At 75.6% G+C, this 21,608-nt stretch carries 21 protein-coding genes; 14 read left to right on the plus strand and 7 right to left on the minus strand.

Annotated features, from left to right (window positions below; all coding sequences use genetic code 11):
• Positions 1–24 precede the first annotated feature (24 nt).
• Positions 25–1,551 (plus strand): amidase, encoded by a 1,527-nt coding sequence (locus MUU72_RS16735; RefSeq protein WP_372503134.1) that lies wholly within the window; start codon positions 25–27, stop codon positions 1,549–1,551.
• Here the strand turns inward: MUU72_RS16735 and MUU72_RS16740 are convergent.
• From MUU72_RS16740 to MUU72_RS16750, 3 genes are read right to left on the minus strand one after another with little or no spacing between them, the layout of a single operon-like run.
• On the minus strand, positions 1,532–2,086 hold the full coding sequence (locus MUU72_RS16740; RefSeq protein WP_248014067.1) for an isochorismatase family protein: 555 nt from the start codon (positions 2,084–2,086) through the stop codon (positions 1,532–1,534). The genes MUU72_RS16735 and MUU72_RS16740 overlap by 20 nt on opposite strands.
• 43 nt (positions 2,087–2,129) lie before the next feature.
• Complete coding sequence (locus MUU72_RS16745) at positions 2,130–3,599, minus strand: MFS transporter (protein WP_248014068.1); 1,470 nt, start codon at positions 3,597–3,599, stop codon at positions 2,130–2,132.
• Positions 3,596–4,042, minus strand: coding sequence for a MarR family winged helix-turn-helix transcriptional regulator (locus tag MUU72_RS16750; protein ID WP_282504171.1), 447 nt, complete (start codon positions 4,040–4,042; stop codon positions 3,596–3,598). Before MUU72_RS16750 ends, MUU72_RS16745 begins: the two co-directional genes overlap by 4 nt.
• A gap of 246 nt (positions 4,043–4,288) precedes the next feature.
• Between MUU72_RS16750 and MUU72_RS16755 the strand changes: the two genes are divergently transcribed.
• A complete protein-coding gene (locus tag MUU72_RS16755) occupies positions 4,289–5,131 on the plus strand; it encodes a nitrilase-related carbon-nitrogen hydrolase (protein ID WP_248014069.1) in 843 nt (280 codons plus the stop codon).
• On the plus strand, positions 5,128–6,450 hold the full coding sequence (locus MUU72_RS16760; protein ID WP_248014070.1) for an aspartate aminotransferase family protein: 1,323 nt from the start codon (positions 5,128–5,130) through the stop codon (positions 6,448–6,450). Before MUU72_RS16755 ends, MUU72_RS16760 begins: the two co-directional genes overlap by 4 nt.
• Before the next feature lie 21 nt (positions 6,451–6,471).
• Here MUU72_RS16760 and MUU72_RS16765 read toward each other — a convergent pair whose 3' ends face one another.
• Entirely contained in the window at positions 6,472–7,356 is an 885-nt protein-coding gene (locus tag MUU72_RS16765; protein WP_248014071.1) for an ABC transporter substrate-binding protein, read from the minus strand.
• Positions 7,357–7,718: 362 nt separating this feature from the next.
• On the opposite strand from MUU72_RS16765, the gene hydA reads away from it, so the two are divergent.
• Positions 7,719–9,125, plus strand: a complete 1,407-nt coding sequence (gene hydA, locus MUU72_RS16770) for a dihydropyrimidinase (RefSeq protein ID WP_248014072.1) — start codon at positions 7,719–7,721, stop codon at positions 9,123–9,125.
• Positions 9,126–9,143: 18 nt separating this feature from the next.
• Positions 9,144–10,166 (plus strand): TIGR03842 family LLM class F420-dependent oxidoreductase, encoded by a 1,023-nt coding sequence (locus MUU72_RS16775; protein ID WP_248014073.1) that lies wholly within the window; start codon positions 9,144–9,146, stop codon positions 10,164–10,166.
• A gap of 22 nt (positions 10,167–10,188) precedes the next feature.
• Here MUU72_RS16775 and lplAB read toward each other — a convergent pair whose 3' ends face one another.
• Positions 10,189–11,256, minus strand: coding sequence for a lipoate-protein ligase LplAB (gene lplAB / locus MUU72_RS16780; protein WP_248014074.1), 1,068 nt, complete (start codon positions 11,254–11,256; stop codon positions 10,189–10,191).
• Positions 11,257–11,400: 144 nt separating this feature from the next.
• On the minus strand, positions 11,401–12,147 hold the full coding sequence (locus tag MUU72_RS16785) for an SIR2 family NAD-dependent protein deacylase (protein ID WP_248014075.1): 747 nt from the start codon (positions 12,145–12,147) through the stop codon (positions 11,401–11,403).
• A 169-nt stretch (positions 12,148–12,316) separates the two neighbouring features.
• On the opposite strand from MUU72_RS16785, the gene MUU72_RS16790 reads away from it, so the two are divergent.
• From MUU72_RS16790 to MUU72_RS16830, 9 genes are all read left to right on the plus strand, one after another.
• Positions 12,317–14,167 (plus strand): gamma-glutamyltransferase family protein, encoded by a 1,851-nt coding sequence (locus MUU72_RS16790; RefSeq protein ID WP_248014076.1) that lies wholly within the window; start codon positions 12,317–12,319, stop codon positions 14,165–14,167.
• A gap of 195 nt (positions 14,168–14,362) precedes the next feature.
• Positions 14,363–15,280 carry an inositol monophosphatase family protein gene (locus MUU72_RS16795; RefSeq protein ID WP_248014077.1) on the plus strand — a complete coding sequence of 306 codons (918 nt, stop codon included), beginning with the start codon at positions 14,363–14,365 and terminating at the stop codon, positions 15,278–15,280.
• Between the two features lie 40 nt (positions 15,281–15,320).
• Positions 15,321–16,742: a phytoene desaturase family protein gene (locus MUU72_RS16800; protein WP_248014078.1), complete on the plus strand. Its 1,422-nt coding sequence runs from the start codon at positions 15,321–15,323 to the stop codon at positions 16,740–16,742.
• A 59-nt stretch (positions 16,743–16,801) separates the two neighbouring features.
• Positions 16,802–17,029: a DUF2975 domain-containing protein gene (locus tag MUU72_RS16805; protein WP_248014079.1), complete on the plus strand. Its 228-nt coding sequence runs from the start codon at positions 16,802–16,804 to the stop codon at positions 17,027–17,029.
• Positions 16,978–17,145, plus strand: a complete 168-nt coding sequence (locus MUU72_RS16810) for a hypothetical protein (protein ID WP_248014131.1) — start codon at positions 16,978–16,980, stop codon at positions 17,143–17,145. Before MUU72_RS16805 ends, MUU72_RS16810 begins: the two co-directional genes overlap by 52 nt.
• Positions 17,145–17,426 carry a helix-turn-helix domain-containing protein gene (locus tag MUU72_RS16815; RefSeq protein WP_248014080.1) on the plus strand — a complete coding sequence of 94 codons (282 nt, stop codon included), beginning with the start codon at positions 17,145–17,147 and terminating at the stop codon, positions 17,424–17,426. The genes MUU72_RS16810 and MUU72_RS16815 overlap by 1 nt, the downstream gene beginning before the upstream one ends.
• A gap of 126 nt (positions 17,427–17,552) precedes the next feature.
• The gene (locus MUU72_RS16820; RefSeq protein WP_248014081.1) at positions 17,553–18,083 is read left to right on the plus strand and encodes an O-acetyl-ADP-ribose deacetylase; all 531 of its coding nucleotides are present in this window, start codon (positions 17,553–17,555) and stop codon (positions 18,081–18,083) included.
• 416 nt (positions 18,084–18,499) lie between these two features.
• The gene (locus tag MUU72_RS16825) at positions 18,500–19,972 is read left to right on the plus strand and encodes a DNA-3-methyladenine glycosylase 2 family protein (RefSeq protein WP_248014082.1); all 1,473 of its coding nucleotides are present in this window, start codon (positions 18,500–18,502) and stop codon (positions 19,970–19,972) included.
• Between the two features lie 8 nt (positions 19,973–19,980).
• Positions 19,981–20,547, plus strand: coding sequence for a methylated-DNA--[protein]-cysteine S-methyltransferase (locus MUU72_RS16830; RefSeq protein ID WP_248014083.1), 567 nt, complete (start codon positions 19,981–19,983; stop codon positions 20,545–20,547).
• Between the two features lie 360 nt (positions 20,548–20,907).
• On the opposite strand, the gene MUU72_RS16835 is transcribed toward MUU72_RS16830, so the two are convergent.
• Complete coding sequence (locus MUU72_RS16835; RefSeq protein WP_248014084.1) at positions 20,908–21,555, minus strand: TetR/AcrR family transcriptional regulator; 648 nt, start codon at positions 21,553–21,555, stop codon at positions 20,908–20,910.
• Between the last annotated feature and the right edge of the window lie 53 nt (positions 21,556–21,608).

Consider the following 21,608-nt stretch of genomic DNA (forward strand, 5'->3'; position numbering starts at 1 on the left):
GCGGTCCCAGGGAGGGCACGCAGCGTGAGCGTCGACGAGAGCCAGGAACGCCGGTCCGCGCCGGCCGCGGACCGCCCCCGCCCCCCGGCGCCCGGTGCCGCGGCCGGCCATCCGGACGGCCGGTGGGAGGGACTCGCCGAGCAGGCCCGGGCCCTGGCCGGCGGCGAGGTCACCGCCACCGCCCTGGTGCAGCGCGCCCTGGACCGGATCGCCGCCACCCAGGACACCGTCAACGCCTTCCGCCGGGTCCGCGCGGAGGCGGCCCTGGCCGAGGCCGCGGAGGCCGACCGCCGGCTCGCGGCGGGCGAGCGGCTGCCGCTGCTCGGCGTACCGGTCGCGGTCAAGGACGACACCGACGTGGCGGGCGAGCCCACCGCGTTCGGCTGCGCCGGGGAGTTCCCGCCCAAGCGGCGCGACGCCGAGGTGGTCCGGCGGCTGCGCGCGGCCGGTGCGGTCATCGTCGGCAAGACCAACTCCTGCGAGCTGGGCCAGTGGCCGTTCACCGAGGGCCCGGCCTTCGGCGAGACCCGCAACCCCTGGAATCTGGCGCACACCCCCGGCGGCTCCTCCGGCGGCTCGGCCGCCGCGGTCGCCGCCGGCCTGGTCCCCGCCGCCCTGGGCACCGACGGCGCCGGCTCGGTCCGGATCCCCGCCGCCTGGTCCCACCTGGTCGGCATCAAACCGCAGCGCGGCCGGATCTCCACCTGGCCCGACCCCGAGGCGTTCCACGGCATCACCGGGATCGGCCCGCTGGCCCGCACCGTCGAGGACGCCGCGCTGCTGCTGGACGCCGCCGCCGGCAACCACCCCGGCGACCTGCACCGGCCGCCGGCCGTCGCCGCCCGCGAGGCGGCCGGCCGGGACCCCGGGCGGCTGCGGATCGCGCTGTCCTGGCGGACCGCCACCACCTTCACCCGCAAACCGCTGCACCCCGACGTCCGGGCCGCGGTCACCGCCGTCGCCCGCACCCTGGCCGGTCTGGGCCACCTCGTCGAGGAGGCCGAGCCGGACTACGGGCTGATCGGCCTGGCCTTCCTCCCGCGCGCCACGGCCGGGGTGGGGGAGTGGGCGGCCCGGGTCCCCGACCCCCGGCTGCTGGACCGCCGCACCCAGGAGGCGGCCCGGCTCGGGCGGCTGCTCGGCGGCCCGTTACTGCGCCGCGCCCGCGCCGTCGAGCAGCGCCAGCGGCGCCGCATCGGCGCGCTGTTCGGCCCCTACGACGTGCTGCTGACGCCGACCACCGCGACCCCGCCGCCGCGCATCGGCGCCCTCGCCCGGCTCAGCGGCTGGCAGACCGACAAGGCCATGATCGCCGCCTGCCCGTACGCCTGGCCGTGGAACGTCCTGGGCTGGCCGGGCATCAGCGTGCCGGCCGGCTTCAGCGCGGACGGCCTGCCGCTGGGCGCCCAGCTGCTCGGTCCGGCGCACGGCGAGCCCCGGCTGATCGCGCTGGCCGCCCAGCTCCAGGACGCTCTGCGGTGGCACGAGCGGCGGCCCGCCGGGGAGCCCCCGGCGGACCCGCCCGGCGGCCTCAGCCCAGCAGGGCGATGATCTCCTCGGTGGTGCCGGTCTCGCCCAGCCGCGGGAAGATCCGCCGCACGCTGTTCTCGTGCGCGTCCGCGTCGAGGTCGGTCACCGCGTCGGTCGCCACCGTCACGTGGTAGCCGTGCTCGTGCGCGGCGCGGGCGCTGGACTCCACGCCGATGCTGGTGGCGATCCCGCCGAGGACGAGCTGGGTGACCCCGCGGCGGCGCAGCTCGGCGTCGAGCGCGGTGCCGTGGAAGGCGCCCCAGCGCTCCTTGGTGACCAGGAGGTCGCCGGGCCGCCGGCCCAGTTCGGGCACCAGCTCGGCCCAGTCGGCCGGCGGGGTGCCGCCCGCCGCCCGCGCCGCCTCGGTGCGGCCCGGCGCGCCGCCGGTGACGTTCACCAGCACCACCGGCAGCCCGCGCTCCCGGAACGCCGCGGCCAGGCGGGCCCCGCGGGCCACGACCCCCTCCGCGGGGTGGACGGTGGGCAGTGCGGTGATGCCCTTCTGGAGGTCGATCAGGACCAGCGCGGTGGTGGCGTCGAGAGTGCTGACGGGCACGGTAACTCCTGTTTTCGGTACGGCAGTCGAGGGGTGGACAGGGTCAGGCGGCGGTCCGGTGGCCCGCGGTGCGCAGGGACCGGTCGGCCAGCGTGAGGGCGAGCAGCGCCGCACCGAGCACCGCGCCGGTCAGCGCGATGGCGTGCAGACCGGCGTCGGTCGCGCGCGTCCCGTACTCCAGCCCGATCAGGCTGGAGGCGGTGATCGCGCCGAGGTACTGGGCGGTGCGCTGGAGCCCGGCCGCCGCGCCCACGCCGTCGGCCGGGGCCTGGGCGTAGACGGCGGCCTGGTTGCCGGTGGAGGCCAGGCCCTGCGGGACGCCGAAGAGCGCCCCGGCGGCCAGCAGCACCGGCAGCGGGCTGGTACCGCGCAGCAGCAGGAACACCGCGCTGCCGGCGGTCAGGCAGCAGGCGGCGACGGCCAGCGGAGCGCGGATGCCCTTCGCCCGGGCGCCGGCCAGCGAGCAGACGGCGGCCGCGCCGGACATCGGCAGCATCACCAGCCCGGCGTGGAAGGACGAGAAGCCGTGCGCCTGCTCCAGCCACTGGCTGAAGCCGTACAGCACGCAGTAGATGACCAGGTAGGCCAGCCCGTGCCGCAGGTAGGTCAGCGCCAGCGCGCGGTTGCGGGCCAGCATCCGCAGGTCCAGGAACGGCCGCGGATGGCGCAGCTCCCACCGCACCAGGGCGGCGGTGAGCACCCCGGCCGGTGCGAGCAGCGGCCACGGCGGCGCGTCCAGCCGCAGCAGGAAGAACATCGCGCAGGTCAGCGCGGAGGCGAAGAGCGCGATGCCGAACGGGTCGAGGGAGCCGCGGGCCGCCGCGCCGGGCCCGCCGCCCGCCTCCGCCGCCGGCCTGTCCCGGTCGGGCGGGAGCCAGGCCAGCGCCCCGGCCAGGGCCAGCAGCGAGAGCGGCACGTTGACCGCGAAGACCGCCCGCCAGCCCGCGGTCGCGGCCAGCAGCCCGCCGAGGCTCGGGCCGACCGCCGCACTGGCCAGCGCGGCCAGCGAGATCCGCCCCAGCACCCGGCGCGGCGTGGTCCGCCCCACCCGCCGCGACTCGGCGCGCAGCACCGCCATCGCCGCCGGATACGCGGCCGCGGTGCCGATCCCGAGGACCACCCGGGAGACGATCAGCCAGCCGAAGGTGGGCGCCAGCGCCCCGACCAGGCCCGCCGCGCAGACCAGCACCGCACCGGCGGCGAACACCCGGCGCGGCCCGAACCGGTCCGCGACCCGGCCCAGCGACGGCTGGCCCACCGCGCTGGCCAGGTACATCGCCGAGATCAGCCAGGCGGTGTCGGCCGCCCCGACCCGGAAGTCCGCGCCGATGGCGACCAGCGCGGTGGCGATCATCGTCGAGTTGACCGGATTGAGGAGCGAGCCCAGCAGCAGCGGCGTCATCAGGCGGGCACCGAACCCGCGCTCCTCCCGCGCGGGCCCGCCGCACGCCGCGGCCGGACCGCCGGTGCGGCCGGGCTCCGTCCGGGTCCGGTCGGCGCCGGACGCGCTCATGCGTCGGTCAGCCGTCGTATCAGCGCGGTGGCCTCGGCCAGCGTGCGCCGCTCGGCGTCGGTGAGCCGCTCGGCGATGGCCACCGCGAGCCAGTTGTTCTTGGCCCGCCGGACCTCGGCCAGCACCCGGTGGCCCTCCTCGGTGAGCGAGAAGACCACCTGGCGGCCGTCGGTGGGGTGCGGGCTGCGGGCGAGGATGCCGCGCTCCTCCAGCGCGCCGACCGTCACCCGCATCGACTGCGGGCGCACCAGCTCGGCCCGGGCCAGCGCGGCGATGGTGGACGGCCCCTCGGCGTCCACACGGGCCAGCACCGCGCGCTGGGTGGGGGTCAGCTCGCCCTGCGGCGAGGCGGCGCGCAGCCGCCGCATCAGCAGGGAGACGCTCGCCCCGAGGTCGGTGGCCAGCCGCTCCCCGCCCTGGTCGGGCACGGTCGTGTCGGACATGCCCCGAGCCTAGGAGAACGACAGGCAAACTTGCAAGGTGGGCTTGCAAGGTTCTCTGTCGTACAGCCGGAGCGGGGCGGCGCGGGCCCGGCCGGCCGGCGCGCCGCGCCGCGCGGAGAGATGGTCTTGCCACGGTCCGTGGCGCGCCTTACGGTCGCCTCCACATGCGAAAGGTCCACGCGGCCGCGGGCCGGCACCGCGCGACACCGCCCGCCGCGGGCCGGCGCAGCGACAAAGGAGCAGCTCATGGCCGATGTTGTGCGTGCCGCACTGGTCCAGGCGTCCTGGACCGGCGACACCGAATCGATGATCGCGAAGCATGAGGAGCACGCCAGGGCGGCCGCCGCGCAGGGCGCGAAGGTGATCGGCTTCCAGGAGGTCTTCAACGCCCCGTACTTCTGCCAGGTGCAGGACCCCGAGCACTTCCGCTGGGCCGAGCCGGTGCCGGACGGCCCGACCGTGCAGCGGATGCGGGCGCTGGCCCGGGAGACCGGCATGGTCATCGTCGTCCCGGTCTTCGAGGTCGAGCAGACCGGCTTCTACTACAACACCGCCGCCGTCATCGACGCCGACGGCACCGTGCTCGGCACCTACCGCAAGCACCACATCCCGCAGGTCAAGGGGTTCTGGGAGAAGTTCTACTTCCGGCCCGGCAACGCCGGCTGGCCGGTCTTCGAGACCGCCGCCGGCCGGATCGGCGTCTACATCTGCTACGACCGCCACTTCCCCGAGGGCTGGCGGCAGCTCGGCCTGAACGGCGCCCAGCTGGTCTACAACCCCTCCGCCACCTCCCGCGGCCTGTCCGGCTACCTCTGGAAGCTGGAGCAGCCCGCGGCGGCGGTCGCCAACGAGTACTTCGTCGCCGCGATCAACCGCGTCGGCGTGGAGGAGTACGGCGACAACGACTTCTACGGCACCAGCTACTTCGTCGACCCGCGCGGCCGGTTCGTCGGCGACCCCGCCAGCGACACCGACGAGGAACTGGTCGTTCGCGACCTGGACTTCGGCCTGATCGAGCAGGTGCGGCAGCAGTGGGCGTTCTACCGCGACCGCCGCCCCGACGCCTACGACGGGCTGGTGCGCCCGTGACCCACGACCACGGGAACCTCCACGCCCGCCACCGAGCCGTCCTGCCGTCCTGGCTCAGCCTGTACTACGAGCGGCCGCTGGAGCTGACGCACGGCGAGGGCCGGCACGTCTGGGACGCCGACGGCACGTGCTACCTGGACTTCTTCGGCGGCATCCTCACCACCATGACCGCGCACGCGCTGCCGGAGGTCACCAAGGCGGTCAGCGAGCAGGCCGGCCGCATCCTGCACACCTCCACCCTCTACCTCTCCCGCCCCATGATCGAGCTGGCCGAGCGGATCGCGGCGCTCTCCGGCATCCCCGACGCCCGGGTCTTCTTCACCACCTCCGGCACCGAGGCCAACGACACCGCGCTGCTGCTGGCCACCACCTACCGCCGGTCCAACCAGATCCTGGCGATGCGCAACAGCTACCACGGCCGCTCCTTCTCGGCCATCGGCATCACCGGCAACCAGAGCTGGTCACCGACCAGCCTCTCGCCGCTGCAAACCCTCTACGTGCACGGCGGGGTGCGCTCCCGCGGCCCGTTCGCGGAGCTGTCCGACCGCGACTACATCGCGGCCTGCACCGCGGATCTGACGGACCTGCTCGGCCAGACCGCGGGCGGCGTCGCCGCACTGATCGCCGAACCGATCCAGGGCGTCGGCGGGTTCACCGCCCCGCCGGACGGCCTCTACGCCGCGTTCCGCGAGGTGCTGGCCCGCGAGGGCATCCTGTGGATCAGCGACGAGGTGCAGACCGGCTGGGGCCGCACCGGCGACCACTTCTGGGGCTGGCAGGCGCACGCCGACAACGGCCCGCCCGACCTGCTGACCTTCGCCAAGGGCATCGGCAACGGCATGTCCATCGGCGGGGTGGTGGCCCGCGCCGACATCATGAACTGCCTGCCCGCCAACTCCCTCTCCACCTTCGGCGGCACCCCGGTCACCATGGCCGCGGGCCTGGCCAACCTCACCTACCTCCTCGACCACGACCTCCAGGGCAACGCCCGGCGGGTCGGCGGACTGCTCATCGAACGGCTGCGGGCGGTGGCGGCCGGCCTCGACCTGGTCCGCGAGGTCCGCGGCCGGGGCCTGATGATCGGCGTCGAACTCGTCCGCCCGGGCACCGACGAACCCTCGCCCGAGGCCGCCTCGCTGGTCCTGGAGGCGGCCCGGGAACGCGGGCTGCTGATCGGCAAGGGCGGCCGCGGCGGCGCCGCGCTGCGCATCGCCCCGCCCCTGACCCTCACCGTCGCCGAAGCCGAGCAGGGCGCCACCCTCCTCGCAGCCGCCCTCCGCCACACCCAGGACCAACTGGCGGGCGGGGGAGGGGAGTAGGGGCGACGCGGGGCCGGGGCGCTAGGCGCGGCCGGCTGCCGCCCGGAGCGCGGTGGCGACCTCGGTGAAGAAGCGGGTGTGGGCGCGGCGGCTGACCGGGGCTTCCGGGTTCCAGGGCAGGAGGCGGGCGCGGGCCTCGATGGCCCGCCAGTGCTCGTCGGTCCGCAGTGCCTGGACGCGGGCGGCGTTGGCCCGTACGTCGAGCAGGACCACGTCCGGGGTGAGCGCGGCGGCCTCGGCCCAGCCGACGGTCGACCAGTTCGCCCCGGCGCCGGCGGCCGGTTCCGGCAGCTCCACGCCGTGCTCGGCCAGCGCCCGCAGGTCCGGCCAGGTGCCGGGCCGGGCCAGGTGCACCCTGTCGGGGCCGGCCGGCGAGAGCGCCACCACCCGCGGCCGCTCCGGGCCGCCGGTCACCCGCCGCAGTTCGTCCTCGGCGGCGTCCAACTCCCGTGCCAGCGCGAGCGGTTCACCGTGGCCCAGGGAGCCGGCCAGTGCCGCGAAGCGCTCCCGCACCTCGGGCAGGCTGCGGCCCGGGCCGACCGCGACGGTCGCCACCGGGACCTGCTCCTCCAGCTCCTGCGCGGTCTTCGCCGCCAGCCCGTAGACCTGCTCGCCGTCGTAGGTCACCGCCACGACGAGGTCCGGGCGGGCCTCCAGCAGGGTGTCCGGGTGCAGCGCGGACCCCGAGCCGAGGTAGCGGATCCCGTCCAGCGGCAGCTCACCGGCCTTGGCCGGGTCGGCCGCCACCCCGTCGTGCTGGGAGCCGAAGATGCCTGCCGGGCGGATGCCGTGGTCCCACAGCGTCGCGCCCGCCTGTATGTACGCCACGATCCGTTCCGGCCGTTCTCCGGCCACCACCAGGCGCCCGCGGTCGTCGGAGAACTCCCACGGTGTGCTCTGCTCCATGGCGCATCGCCTTTCTGACGTCATCGGGTGCTTTCCGACGTCCTGGGTGCCGACAGTGAAGGTGCCGTTCCGCAATGACTTACGAAGGTGTGGGTCCGGGGTCTGTTACCTGCCCATCCGGCCGCCCCCGCACCCCTCCGCGCGCCCGGCCCCCGCACCCGGCGTGTCCCGCCGCTCGGCCACCCGGCTGACCGCCGCCGCGACACCGCCCGGCCCGCCGGGGAGCCGGCGCGCTCTTGCCACCGCCGGTGCCATGCTTCTACGGTGTCTCCTTCCCGTCCGGAATCTACGGGTGTAGACCAGCTTGTGACGTAGTGTCAGGCAGCCGGCGCCGCGCAGTCGGCGCCAGGTAGGGAGCCGAGATGAGCCGTACGGTCGTCCGGGGCGGACTGGTCATCACCGCCGCCGAGGAAGTGCACGCCGACGTCCTGATCGAGAACGGCCGGATCGCCGCCCTCGCCGCCTCCGACAGCCCCGCCGCCACCGGCTGGACCGCCGGCGCCGACCGCGTCCTGGACGCCACCGGCCGGTACGTCATCCCGGGCGGCGTCGACGCGCACACCCACATGGAGCTGCCGTTCGGCGGCACCTCCGCCTCGGACACCTTCGCATCCGGGACCCGCGCGGCGGCCTGGGGCGGCACCACCACCATCATCGACTTCGCGGTGCAGTCCCGGGGCGCGGCGCTGCGGGCCGGCCTGGACACCTGGCACGCCAAGGCCGACGGCCAGTGCGCGATCGACTACGCCTTCCACATGATCGTCTCGGACGTCAACGACGCGACGCTGCGGGAGATGGACGGCCTCGTCGCCGAGGGCCTGACCTCGTTCAAACTCTTCATGGCGTACCCGGGGGTCTTCTACTCCGACGACGGGCAGATCCTGCGCGCCATGCAGCGGGCCGGCGGGAACGGCGGCCTGATCATGATGCACGCCGAGAACGGCCTCGCCATCGATGTCCTCGTCCAGCAGGCCCTGGCCCGCGGTGAGACCGACCCGCGCCACCACGGCGAGGTCCGCAAGGCGCTCCTGGAGGCGGAGGCCACCCACCGCGCGATCCGCCTGGCGCAGGTCGCCGGGGCCCCGCTGTACGTGGTGCACGTCTCGGCCCGGGAGGCCGCCGCCGAACTGGCGCGCGCCCGCGCCGAGGAACTCCCGGTCTTCGGCGAGACCTGCCCGCAGTACCTCTTCCTGTCCACCGACAACCTCGCCGAACCGGGCTTCGAGGGCGCCAAGTACGTGTGCAGCACGCCGCTGCGGCCCCGGGAGCACCAGGCGGCGCTCTGGCGGGCGCTGCGCCGCGACGACCTCCAGGTGGTCTCCACCGACCACTGCCCGTTCTGCTTCACCGGGCAGAAGGAGCTGGGCCGCGGCGACTTCTCCAAGATCCCCAACGGGCTGCCCGGCGTGGAGAACCGCATGGACCTGCTCCACCAGGCCGTCGTCGACGGCCACCTCTCCCGCCGCCGCTGGATCGAGATCGCCTGCGCCGCCCCGGCCCGGATGTTCGGCCTCCATCCGAAGAAGGGCACCCTCGCGCCGGGCTCCGACGCCGACCTCGTCATCTACGACCCGCACGCCGAGCAGACCGTCTCCGCCGCCACCCACCACATGAACGTCGACTACTCCGCCTACGAGGGCCGCCGGCTGACCGGGCGCGTTCAGACCGTCCTCTCCCGCGGGGAACCGGTCATCACCGACCGGGAGTTCACCGGCCGAGCCGGACACGGCCTCTACACCCCGCGCGGCACCTGCCAGTACCTGACCTGAGAACCAGGGGGCACCACCATGGATTTCGGACTCGTCCTGCAGACCGACCCGCCGGCCTCCGGGGTCGTCGCCCTCATGCAGCGCGCGGAGGCGGCCGGCTTCACCCACGGCTGGACGTTCGACTCGTGCGTGCTGTGGCAGGAGCCGTTCGTCATCTACAGCCGCATCCTGGCCGAGACCAGCCGCCTCACGGTCGGCCCGATGGTCACCAACCCCGGCACCCGCACCTGGGAGGTCACCGCCTCCACCTTCGCCACCCTCAACGACATGTACGGCAACCGCACGGTGTGCGGGATCGGCCGCGGCGACTCCGCGATGCGGGTGGCCGGCCGCAAGCCGAACACCCTGGCGCGGATAAGCGAGGCCGCCAAGGTCATCCGGGCCCTGGCGCGCGGCGAGGAGGCCGACCTCGGCGGCGGCACGGTCGTGCGGTTCCCCTGGGTGCGCGACGGCGCCCACCTGCCGGTCTGGATGGCCGCCTACGGCCCCCGGGCGCTGCGCATGACCGGCGAGGAGGCCGACGGGTTCATCCTCCAGCTGGCCGACCCGTTCCTGACCGAGTGGATGGTCAAGGCGGTCCGGGACGCCGCCGCGGCGGCCGGCCGCGACCCGTCCGACGTCACCGTCTGCGTCGCCGCCCCCGCCTACGTCACCGCGGACGACTCGCCCGCCGCGCTCGCCCACGCCCGCGAGCAGTGCCGCTGGTTCGGCGGCATGGTCGGCAACCACGTCGCCGACCTGGTGGCCAAGTACGGCACCGACTCGGGCGCCGTCCCGCACGAGCTGACCGACTACATCGCGGCCCGCCGGGGCTACGACTACGCGCACCACGGCCGCTCCGGCAACCCCGACACCGCGTTCGTCCCCGACGGGATCGTCGACCGCTTCTGCCTCGTCGGGCCCGTCGCCGCCCACATCGAGAAGCTGCGCAGCCTCCGGGAACTGGGCGTGGACCAGTTCGCGCTGTACGCCATGCACGACGCCAAGGAGGCGGTGATCGACGCCTACGGGAGCGAGGTCATCCCCGCACTGAACGGCTGAGGCGGCCCCGGCGCGCCGCGTCTCACGGCACCCGCGTCAGCCACTCGGCGGAGGCGAACTTGCCCGCGGCCAGCTCCCGGGCCCGGGCCAGTTCCGCCGCCGAGACCGCGCCCGCCGCACCGCCGTACCGGGCGCGGAACGACGCGATCATCCGGTCGATCACCTCCGCCCGCGGCAGCCCGGTCTGCCGCCGCAGCGGATCCACCCGCTTCTTCGCGCTGGTGGTGCCCTTGTCGGACAGCTTCTCCCGGCCGATCCGCAGCACCTGCACCATCTTCTCCGCGTCGATGTCGTACGACATCGTCACGTGGTGCAGCACCGCGCCACCGCCGGCCACCACCCGCTTCTGCGCCGCCCCGGCGATCTTCCCGGCCTCGGTGGCGATGTCGTTCAGCGGCTTATACCACGCCCGGATGCCCATGTCGCCGAGGGCCGCCAGCACCCAGTCGTCCAGATAGGCGTAGCTGTCCGCGAAACTCAGGCCCTGCACGAGGGAGTTGGGCACGCACAGCGAGTAGGTGATGGTGTTGCCCGGCTCGACGAACATCGCGCCGCCGCCGGAGATCCGCCGCACGACCGTGACACCGTGCCGCGCCGCGCCCTGCGGATCGACCTCGTTGCGCAGCGACTGGAAACTGCCGATGATCACCGCCGGGCGGTCCCACTCCCACACCCGCAGCGTCGGCGGCCGCCGCCCGGCCGCGACCTCCCCCGTCAGCACCTCGTCCAGCGCCATGTGCAGCTCCGGGGACTGCGGGCCCTCGTGGATGATCTGCCAGGCGAAGTCGGTCCACTCCCGGGCCCCGGCCACCGCCCGCCGCACCGCGATGCCCACCGCCTCGCTGCTGAAGCCGAACAGCACCGCGCCGGCCGGCAGCGCCGCGTCGATCCGGGCGGCCAGCCCGCGCGCGTCGGTGTCCGCCGGGGCGCCCTCCAGCGCGCCGTTGATCGCGTCCAGCGCCTCGTCCGGCTCCAGGAAGAAGTCCCCGGCGACCCGGACGCCGCGCAGCGCCCCGCCGGCCACGTCCAGATCGACGACCACCAGCTTGCCGCCCGGCACCTTGTACTCACCGTGGTGCTTGCCCTGCACGGCCCTCTCCGTCCTTCCACGACCGGCTGCCCGAATCCCCCGCACGGCACGCGGCCGACAGCGGCGTCAACCGTAACGCGGCCACCCGCATTCCCGGCACGACGGACCGGACCGCGGGCGGCCCCGGGCGGAGCCGCGGCGGGGTCAGCCCAGCGCGTCCAGCAGCCGCGGCAGCGCCGTCCCGATCGGCTCCCTGACCACCTGGGCGGCCAGCGGGTCGTACGGCGTCGGCTCGGCGTTGACGATCACCAGCCGGGCGCCGTGCTCCGCGGCCACCCCGGCCAGCGACGCGGCCGGCTGTACCTGGAGCGTGCTGCCCACCGCGAAGAACAGCTCGGCGGCCTTCGCCACCGCCAGCGCCTCGCCGAGCACCCGCGGATCCAGCCGCTCCCCGAACATCACCGTCGCCGACTTCAGGATCCCGCCGCACTCCCGGCACGCCGGATCCGGCTCGCCCGCCGCCACCCGCGCGAGCGCGTCCGCCATCGGGGACCGCGCCCCGCAGCCGGTGCACACCACCTCGCGGACCGTGCCGTGGAGTTCCAGCACCTTCCGGGCCGGCATCCCGGCGAGCTGGTGCAGCCCGTCCACGTTCTGGGTGAGCACCCGCACCGGCGTCCCGGACCGCTCCAGCCGGGCCACCGCCTCGTGCGCGGCGTTCGGCCGGGCCCGGAACGCGGGGCTTTGCTGCCGCATCCGCCAGGACCGCCGCCGGATCTCCGGGTCGGCCATGTACGCCTCGTAGGTGACCAGCTTCTCGGCCTCCGGGTCGCGCCGCCACAGCCCGTTCGGACCGCGGTAGTCGGGGATCCCGGAGTCGGTGGAGATGCCGGCCCCGGTCAGGATCGCGACCAGGGGGCGGCCCCCCGGCCGGCCGTCGCTGCTGCTCATGCGCCGAGCGTACGGAACGGGGCGGGGCCCGGCGACCCGGTTTCCGCACACCCGGGACGCACCGCCCGGCACGCCCGCCGCACACCGGGGGAGGCTGGTGGAAGGCCGGGGACGTGCGGGAGGGTACCGGTGATCAGCGACCCGACGAGCCGCGACGAGGAGCCGTTTCGTGTTCACCACCCGCCCCACCCTCCAAGGCACCTTCGGGATGGCCGCCACCACCCACTGGCTGGCGTCCCAGTCGGCGATGGCCGTCCTGGAGGACGGCGGCAACGCCTTCGACGCCGCCGTCGCCGCCGGGTTCGTGCTGCACGTCGTCGAACCGCACCTGAACGGGCCGGCCGGCGAGGTCCCCATCCTCCTGGCGCCCGCGGGCGGACCGGTCCGGGTGCTGTGCGGCCAGGGCCCCGCCCCGGCCGGCGCGACCGTGGCCCACTACACCTCCCTCGGCCTCGACCTGGTGCCCGGCACCGGCCCCCTCGCCGCCGCCGTCCCCGGCGCCTTCGACGCCTGGATGCTGCTGCTGCGCGACCACGGCACCAAGTCCCTGGCCGAGGTGCTGCGCTACGCCATCGGCTACGCCGAGCACGGCCACCCCGCCGTCGAGCGGATAGGGGAGACCGTGGAGACCGTCCGGGAGCTCTTCGAGACCGAGTGGACCACCTCCGCCGCGCTCTACCTCCGCGGCGGCCGCGCCGTCCGCCCCGGCGAACTCCTCACCAACCGGCCGCTGGCCGCCACCTGGCGCCGCCTGCTCACCGAGGCCGAGGCGGCCTCCGCGGACCGGGCGGCGCAGATCGACGCCGCCCGCCGCATCTGGCGCGAGGGCTTCATCGGGGAGGCGCTCGCCGACTTCGCCGCCCGCCCCGCCATGGACACCTCCGGCGAACGCCACGCCGGCACCCTCACCGGCGACGACCTGGCCGCCTTCACCGCCACCTACGAGGAGCCGGTCACCCACGACTGGCGCGGCTGGACCGTCGCCAAGGCCGGCGGCTGGACCCAGGGCCCCGCCTTCCTCCAGCAACTCGCCCTGCTCCCCGAGGAGTTGCCCGCGTACGGCAGCCCCGACTACGTCCACCTGCTGATCGAGGGCTGCAAACTCGCCATGGCCGACCGCGAGGCGTGGTACGGCGATGCCGCCGACGTCCCGCTCACCGACCTCCTCGGCGCGGACTACAACGCCGCCCGCCGCGCCCTGATCGGCCCCGGCGCCTCGTACGCGCTGCGGCCCGGCAGCCCCGGGGGCCGCACCCCGCGGCTGAGCGCGCACGTGCTGGCGGCCGCCGCCGGGGAGCGCGGCGCGGGCCCGGCGGGCGCCGCGGCCCGCGGGGCGGGGGAGCCGACCGTGGCCCGCGGCACCGGACGCGGGGAGCCGCCCGCCGTCGCCCCCGAGGTGGACCGGGACGGCACCACCCGCGGCGACACCTGCCACATCGACATCGCCGACCGCTGGGGCAACCTCGTCTCCGCGACCCCGTCCGGCGGCTGGCTCCAGTCCAACCCGGTGATCCCCGCCCTCGGCTTCCCGCTCGGCACCCGCCTCCAGATGGCCTGGCTGGAGGAGGGCCTGCCCAACTCCCTCACCCCCGGCCGCCGTCCCCGCACCACCCTCACCCCCTCCCTCGCCCTGCGCGACGGCGTGCCCGTGTTGGCGTTCGGCACCCCCGGCGGCGACCAGCAGGACCAGTGGCAGCTGCACTTCTTCCTGGCCGTCGCGCTCCGCCCGCACCGGCGCGGCGGACTCGACCTCCAGGGCGCCATCGACGCCCCGAACTGGCACAACGACTCCTTCCCCGGCTCCTTCTTCCCGCGCGCCATGCGGCCGGGCGGCGTCACCGTGGAGTCCCGCCTCGGCGAGGGCGTCATCGGGGAACTGCGCCGCCGGGGGCACGACGTCACGGTGGGTGCGCCGTGGTCCGAGGGCCGGCTGTCCGCGGTGGGCCGCGACCCGGAGACCGGGGTGCTCTCGGCCGCCGCCAACCCGCGCGGGATGCAGGGGTACGCGGTCGGCCGCTGACCGTCACCACCGCCCGCGCAACCACCCCGCACCCACCCCCGCGGCACCGCGCCGGCCTGCGGAAACGACGGCGGGGCGGGTGCTGCCCCGAGGCCCGCGCACGGTCTCCGGCGGCACCCGCCCGTTGCCCCGGCGGCACCCGGAGTTCACCCCGGCGCCGGCCGGAGTGTCAGTGCGGCATGGTTCGATGGACGCATGATCGAAGCACTGCACACCCCCACCCAGGGAGCCACCACGGACCTCACCGACGCCTTCACCCCCACCGCCGCGGCCACCGCGGCCACCGCGGCCGACGTGCTGGCCGCGTTCGACCCGGCCGCCGTCGAGACGGCCGTCCGCCGGGCCGCCGCCGACGAGATCATGCCCCGCTTCCGCCAGCTCGCCGCCGAGGACGTCGTCCAGAAGAACGGCCCGCACGACCTCGTCACCACCGCCGACCGGCGCGCCGAGGAGCACCTCACCGCGGCCCTCACCGCCCTGCTGCCCGGCTCCCGGGTCGTCGGCGAGGAAGCCGTGCACGCCGACCCCGCCGTCCTCGGCGCCCTGCACGGCGACGCCCCCGTCTGGATCGTCGACCCGGTCGACGGCACCCGCCAGTTCGTCCACGGCGACCCCGGCTTCGCGACCTTGGTCGCCCTCGCCCACCACGGCGAGGTCCTCGCCTCCTGGACGTACGCCCCCGCGCTCGGCCAGCTGGCCACCGCCCGCCGCGGCGCCGGCGCCTGGCTGGGCGGCGAGCGCCTCACCGCCGGCCACCCCGCCCCCGGCGCCGCCCTGGAGGTCGCCACCTCCCACCCGGACTTCACCACCGACGCCCAGAAGCGCGTACTGGCCGCCCTCGACACCCCCGGCGTCGCCCCCCGCCCCTGCGGCTCGGCGGGCCTGGAGTACCTCCACATAGCCCAGGGCCGGCTGGACGCCACGGCCTTCAGCTGGGAGAACGCCTGGGACCACGCCGCCGGACTCCTCCTCGTCCACGAAGCCGGCGGCGCGAGCGGTACGGTCGCCGGGCAGCCCTTCCGCATCGGAGGCGGGAACGCCCTCCCCTTCACCGCGGCACGGGACGCCGCCACGGCCCGGCGTATCCTCGGACTGCTGGCGGCCGCCAACTGATCCTCACCGGCGAGGGTCGGACACGAGGGGAGTGGCGCAGGTGCCGACGATGCTCGACGCCGTGGTGATCGGTTCGGGGCCCAACGGCCTGACGGCCGCGGTCGAACTCGCCCGCCGCGGGATGTCCGTGGAGGTCTTCGAGGCCCGCGACGCCCTCGGCGGCGGAGCCCGTACGGAGGAACTCACCCTCCCCGGCTTCCGCCACGACCCCTGCTCCGCCGTGCACCCGCTCGGCGTCGGCTCGCCCGCCTTCCGCGCCATGCCCCTGGACCGGCACGGCCTGGAATGGCTCCACCCCGAGCTGCCGATGGCGCACCCGTTCCCCGACGGCACCGCCGCGGTGCTGGCCCACTCCGTCGGCGAGACCGCGATGTCCTTCGGGCCGCGCGACGCGGGCACCTACCGCCGCCTGGTCGCCCCCTTCATCGGCAAGTGGGACACCATGGCCCACGACTTCCTCCGCACCCAGTGGCTCGGCCTGCCCCGCGACCCGGTGACCTACGCCCGCTTCGGCCTGGTCGCCGCCCAGCCGGCCGCCCTGCTCAACCGCCGCTTCACCGGCGAGAAGGCCCGCGGCCTGATCGCCGGCCTCGCCGCGCACGCCAACGCCCCGCTGCGCGGTCCGGGCACCAGCGGTCTGGCCCTGATGTTCGCCCTGGCCGCGCACGCCAACGGCTGGCCGGTGCCGCGCGGCGGCTCCCAGGCCGTCTCGGACGCCCTGGCCGGCCTGCTGCGCGCGCACGGCGGCGCCGTCCACACCGGCTTCGAGGTCAAGCGCCTGGACGACCTCCCGCCCGCCCGCGCCTACGTCTTCGACACCTCCCCGACCGCCCTCGCCCGGATCGCCGGCCTGGGCAACGCCTACCGCGACGTGGTCTACGGCCCCAGCGTCTTCAAGGTCGACTACGCGCTCTCCGGGCCCGTCCCCTGGACCGCCGCCGAGGCCCGCCGCGCCGGCACCGTCCACATCGGCCCCACCAGCGGGGAGATCGGTGCGTCCCTGGCCGCCGCCACCGAAGGCCGCGACCCTTCCGTCCCCTTCCTCATCACCGCCCAGCCCAGCCTGATCGACCCCACCCGCGCCCCCGAGGGCAAGCACACCTTCTGGGCCTACGGCCACGTCCCCAACGGCTGGGAGGGTGACGCCACCGACGCCGTCGAGCGGCAGATCGAGCGGTTCGCCCCCGGCTTCCGCGACCTCGTCCTGGCCCGCGCCGTCGCCGGCCCCCCGCAGCTCGCCGCCCGCAACGCCAACTACGTCGGCGGCGACACCGCCACCGGCTCCGCCGCGGGCCTGCGCCTCCTCATCCGCCCCAAGCTCACCCGCGTCCCCTACGAGACCGCCCACCCCGCGGTCTACCTCTGCTCCCAGGCCACCCCGCCCGGCCCCGGCGTCCACGGCATGTCCGGCCACTACGCCGCCAAGGCCGTCTGGCGCCGCCTGCGCGGCGGGCGCGGCTGAGGGGGCGGTCGATCGGCGCGTCGGAGCCCTACGCCCCCTTCGCCGCGCCCTACGCGACGGTGGCGATTCTCGGCGTCGCCTGCGTCCGGGTGGCTCTCGCCGCGGGCTGGAGGCTGCTCGCCATGGTCCGGCGCGGCGCCCTCTTCACCCCGCGGGCCTTCCGCCGGGTCGACCTCATCACCGGCGCCGCGACCGCGGCGACCCTGCTGGCCCCGGTGTCGCCGGACACCTGGCCGTGGCCGAGATCCCCTCTCCCGACGACGGCATGGAGGTCATCAGCGCCCTGACCGCCGCGCTCGCGGGCGCCGGCCTGGGCGCCTCGTTCGCCATGTTCACCGCCACCCTGCGCAGCCTGCTGCGGAAGGCGACGGAGCTGGCCACCGGGATCGCCGGGGTGATCTGATGGCGATCATCGTCGACCTCGACGTCCAGCTCGCCCGGCGCAAGCTGTCGGTCGGCGAGTTCGCCGCCGCCGTCGGCATCAGCCCCGCCAACGTCGCCGTACTCAAGAACGGCCGCGCCAAAGCGGTGCGCTGCACCACCCTCGACGCGATCTGCCGCACCCTCGACTGCCAGCCGGGCGACGTGCTCCGGTGGGTGCCGGACGGGGACGGGGGCGAGGACGGGGGCCAGGACGGGGGCCAGATCGCGGAGGACGCTGCGAGCGGGGGAGGGGGACGCTGACGAGGGGAATGGGTCGGGCCGGGGTCCGGGCCGGGCGAGGTGGAGGCGCACCGTGCCGGGCGGGGGCGTGCGGCGGTGCGGGGCGGTGCCCTCCCGCCCGCCCGCCCGCGGACCTAGGCTCGTCCCATGCGCAGCACCCTCACCCTCGTCCAGGGCGACATCACCGCCCAGGCCGTCGATGCCGTCGTCAACGCCGCCAACTCCTCCCTGCTCGGCGGCGGAGGCGTGGACGGCGCGATCCACCGCCGCGGCGGCCCGGACATCCTCGCCGAGTGCCGCGCCCTGCGCGCCGGCCACTACGGCCGCGGTCTGCCCACCGGCCAGGCCGTCGCGACCACCGCCGGCCGCCTCCCCGCCCGCTGGGTGATCCACACCGTGGGCCCGGTGCACTCCGCCACGGAGGACCGCACCGCGCTCCTCGTCTCCTGCTACACCCAGTCCCTCCGCACCGCCGCCGAACTCGGCGCCCGGACCGTCGCCTTCCCCGCCATCTCCGCCGGCGTCTACCGCTGGCCGCTCCCCGACGCCGCCCGCACCGCCGTCACCACCGTCCGCGCCGCGCTCGCCAGCGACCCCACCGCCTTCGACGAGATCCGCTTCGTGGTCTTCAACGACCGCGCCCGGGAGGCGTACGAGGCGGCCCTGGCCGAGGGGTGACCGGCGGGGGAGACCGGGTGGGCCCGGGGCGCAATCCGGCGCCTCGGCCGTGGACGGACGACCGCCGGCCGCGGACGGCCCGCTCGGCGGCCCCGGAGCGGCCCCGGGCGGGCGAACCCACCCCGGCACCCGGCAGACCGATCCGTCGGGGCGCCCCGACGAGCGAAGCCCGTGCCACAAGGCCCCCGTTCCGCGGACGCAGGGCCTCGCCTCCGCCTTCGCCCCCCGCCCGCCCAAGGCGGTCGATCCGCAGGCGCGCCCGGACCTTGTCCGCCCGCCCTCCACGCGACCGTTCCGCAAGCCCCGATAAGTGGCCTCCCGCCCTCGGTGAGCGATCCGCAGGCCCCCAGATGAGCCGAGGTTGATGTCGGATTTCCGCCAGCCGCGCCCCGTTCCACTGAGCAATCCTGGAGGACATGCACACCGATACCGAGCGCTGCCTGCGCGCCGTGCAGTCCAAGGACGCCCGCTTCGACGGCTGGTTCTACACCGCCGTCCTCACCACCGGCATCTACTGCCGGCCCAGCTGCCCGGTAGTGCCCCCCAAGCCCCGCAACATGCGCTTCTACCCCAGCGCCGCCGCCGCCCAGCAGGCCGGTTTCCGGGCCTGCAAACGCTGCCGCCCGGACGCCAGCCCCGGCTCCCCGCAGTGGAACGAACGGGCCGACCTCGTGGCCCGCGCCATGCGCCTGATCGCCGACGGCATCGTCGACCGCGAAGGCGTGCCCGGCCTCGCCGCCCGCCTCGGCTACAGCCCCCGCCAGATCGAACGGCAACTGCGCGCCGAACTCGGCGCCGGCCCGCTCGCCCTGGCCCGCGCCCAGCGCGCGCAGACCGCCCGGCTCCTGATCGAGACCACTGCGCTCCCCATGGCCGAGATCGCCTTCGCCGCCGGATTCGCCAGCATCCGCAGCTTCAACGAAACCGTCCGCGAGGTCTTCGCCCTCTCCCCGACCGAACTCCGCGGCCGAGCCGGCCCCGGCACCCGCGCCGCCACCCCCGGCACCCTCGCCCTGCGGCTCCCCTTCCGCCAACCCCTCAACCCCGACAACCTCTTCGGCCACCTGGCCGCCACCGCCGTCCCCGGCGTCGAGGAGTGGCGCGACGGCGCCTACCGCCGCACGCTCGCCCTCCCCTACGGGCACGGCATCGCCGCCCTCGCCCCGCGCCCCGACCACATCGACTGCCGGCTCTCCCTCACCGACCTGCGCGACCTGGCCGGCGCCATCGCCCGCTGCCGCCGGATGCTCGACCTCGACGCCGACCCGGAAGCCGTTGACGACGTCCTCCGCGCCGACCCCCAGCTGGCACCCCTGGTCGACAAGGCTCCCGGCCGCCGGGTGCCGCGCACCGCCGACCCGGACGAGTTCGCGGTCCGCGCCGTCCTCGGCCAGCAGGTCTCCACCGCCGCCGCCCGCACCCACGCCGGTCGCCTGGTCCGCGCCCACGGCCGGCCCGTCGACGACCCGGGCGGCGGCCTCACCCACCTCTTCCCCACCGCCACCGCCCTCGCCGGACTCGACCCGGAATCCCTCGCCATGCCCCGCACCCGCCGCGCCACCCTCACCGGCGTCATCGACGCCCTGGCCACCGGCACCCTGCAACTCGGCGTCGGCAGCGACCGGGACGAGGCCCGCGCCCGCCTCGCCGCGCTCCCCGGCGTCGGCCCCTGGACCGTCGAGTGCATCGCCATGCGTGCCCTCGGCGACCCCGACGCGTTCACCCCCACCGACCTCGGCCTGCGCCGCGCCGCCGCCGGCCTCGGCCTGCCCGCGACCCCGGCGGCCCTGATCCGCCACTCCGCCCGCTGGCGCCCCTGGCGCGCCTACGCCGTCCAGTACCTCTGGGCGACCGACGACCACCCCATCAACCACCTCCCCGGAAACTGAGCCCCGCCATGACCCCACCTGCCCCGGCCACCGCCCCCACCGGCCCCCGCACCCCCACCGTCCTCACACACACCGTCCTCACCGACACCCCCGTGGGCCCCTTGACCCTCGTCGCCGACGGCGACACCCTCACCGGCCTCTACATGGCCGGCCAGCGCCACCGGCCGCCCGAGGAGACCTTCGGCGCGCCCGCGGACCCCGCCGTCCCGCCGTTCGCCCGGGCCATCGCCCAGCTCCGTGCCTACTTCCGCGGCGAACTGACCGCCTTCGACCTGCCCCTCACCCTGCGCGGCACCCCGTTCCAGCGCCGCGTCTGGGCGGCCCTGCGCACCATCCCCTACGGCGAGACGGTCTCGTACGGCCAACTCGCCGAGCGGCTCGGCGTCCCCACTGCGGCCCGCGCCGTCGGCCTCGCCAACGGCCGGAACCCGATCGGCATCATCGTCCCCTGCCACCGCGTCGTCGGCGCCAACGGCAGCCTCACCGGCTACGGCGGCGGCCTCGACCGCAAACGCCGCCTCCTCACCTTCGAACGCGCCGAGGACGGCCTGTTCCCCCCGGAGGCGTGCGCCTGACGACGGCCTCGGCCCGGTGACAGCTGGTGCCTGACGGTGGCCTGCGCCCGGCGCCGGCTCGTGCTTGGGGGCGGCTTGTACCTGGTGACAGCTTGCGCTTGCTTGTACCTGGTGACAGCTTGCGCTTGGCGACGGCTTGCGCTTGGCGACGGCTTGCGCCTGGGGCCGCTCGGGGGGATGGCCTGCGTGAGGGGGACGACCGGGCTGGGGCAGGGGACGGCTTGGCTTCGGCCGGCTGGCCGGCCCAGGCGGCCCCGGAGGTGGAACCGGCTCGGACGAGGCCGGGCGGGGCCGGCCCCGCCCCCGCCCGGCCCCGCCCTCCGCCCCACCCGCGGGAACGGGGCAGTCGGGCGCGACCGGTCAGACGCCCGTCCCGCCCAGCAACGCCCGCACCGTCTCCGTCGCGAACTCCTCCTCGTCCGCGGGCCGTAGCGCCCCCTCCGGCGCCTCCCCGGCGAAGAACAGGTCGAGGAAGGCCCGGTGGAAACACGCCCCGATCAGCAGGTTGGCCATCGCGTACGGGTCCGCCGCGGCCGCCAGCCGCCCCAGCTTCTGCTCCGCCGCCAGATACGCCGCCAGGTGCTGCCCCGCGTTCTGCGGCCCCACGGCGCCCAGCTCGTCCAGCTTGCGCCGGTGCGTCGCCAGCAGCTCCGGACTGGCGAACAGCGACGCCGCGATCGGAAAGGACCGCCGGTAGAACCGCAGGGCCGCCAGCGTCACGTCCCGGAGGTGCTCGGCCGGCCCCCGCTCGTCACCGGCCCGCTCCGGCAACTCCGCCAGCGTCTCGGAGAACTGCGGAACCCGCTCGTGCAGGACCCGTACGAAGATCTCCTCCTTGCTCCGGAAGTGCTTGTACAGAGCTGCCTCGGAGCACCCCGCTTCCCTGGCGATCTGCTTGGTGGTCGTGTGCGCCAACCCCACGTTCGTCATCAGCGCGGCGGCGGCGTCCAGGATCCGGGAGCGCGTCAGAGCGCCTCCGGACAGCGGCGCGGAGGGTCCATGGCTCATGGACGTGAGCCTACATTGACAAGTGAGTGAACACTCACCCACACTCGTGGGTA

The organism is Streptomyces rhizoryzae (assembly GCF_023155275.1).
In the GTDB taxonomy this organism is placed as follows: domain Bacteria; phylum Actinomycetota; class Actinomycetes; order Streptomycetales; family Streptomycetaceae; genus Streptomyces; species Streptomyces rhizoryzae.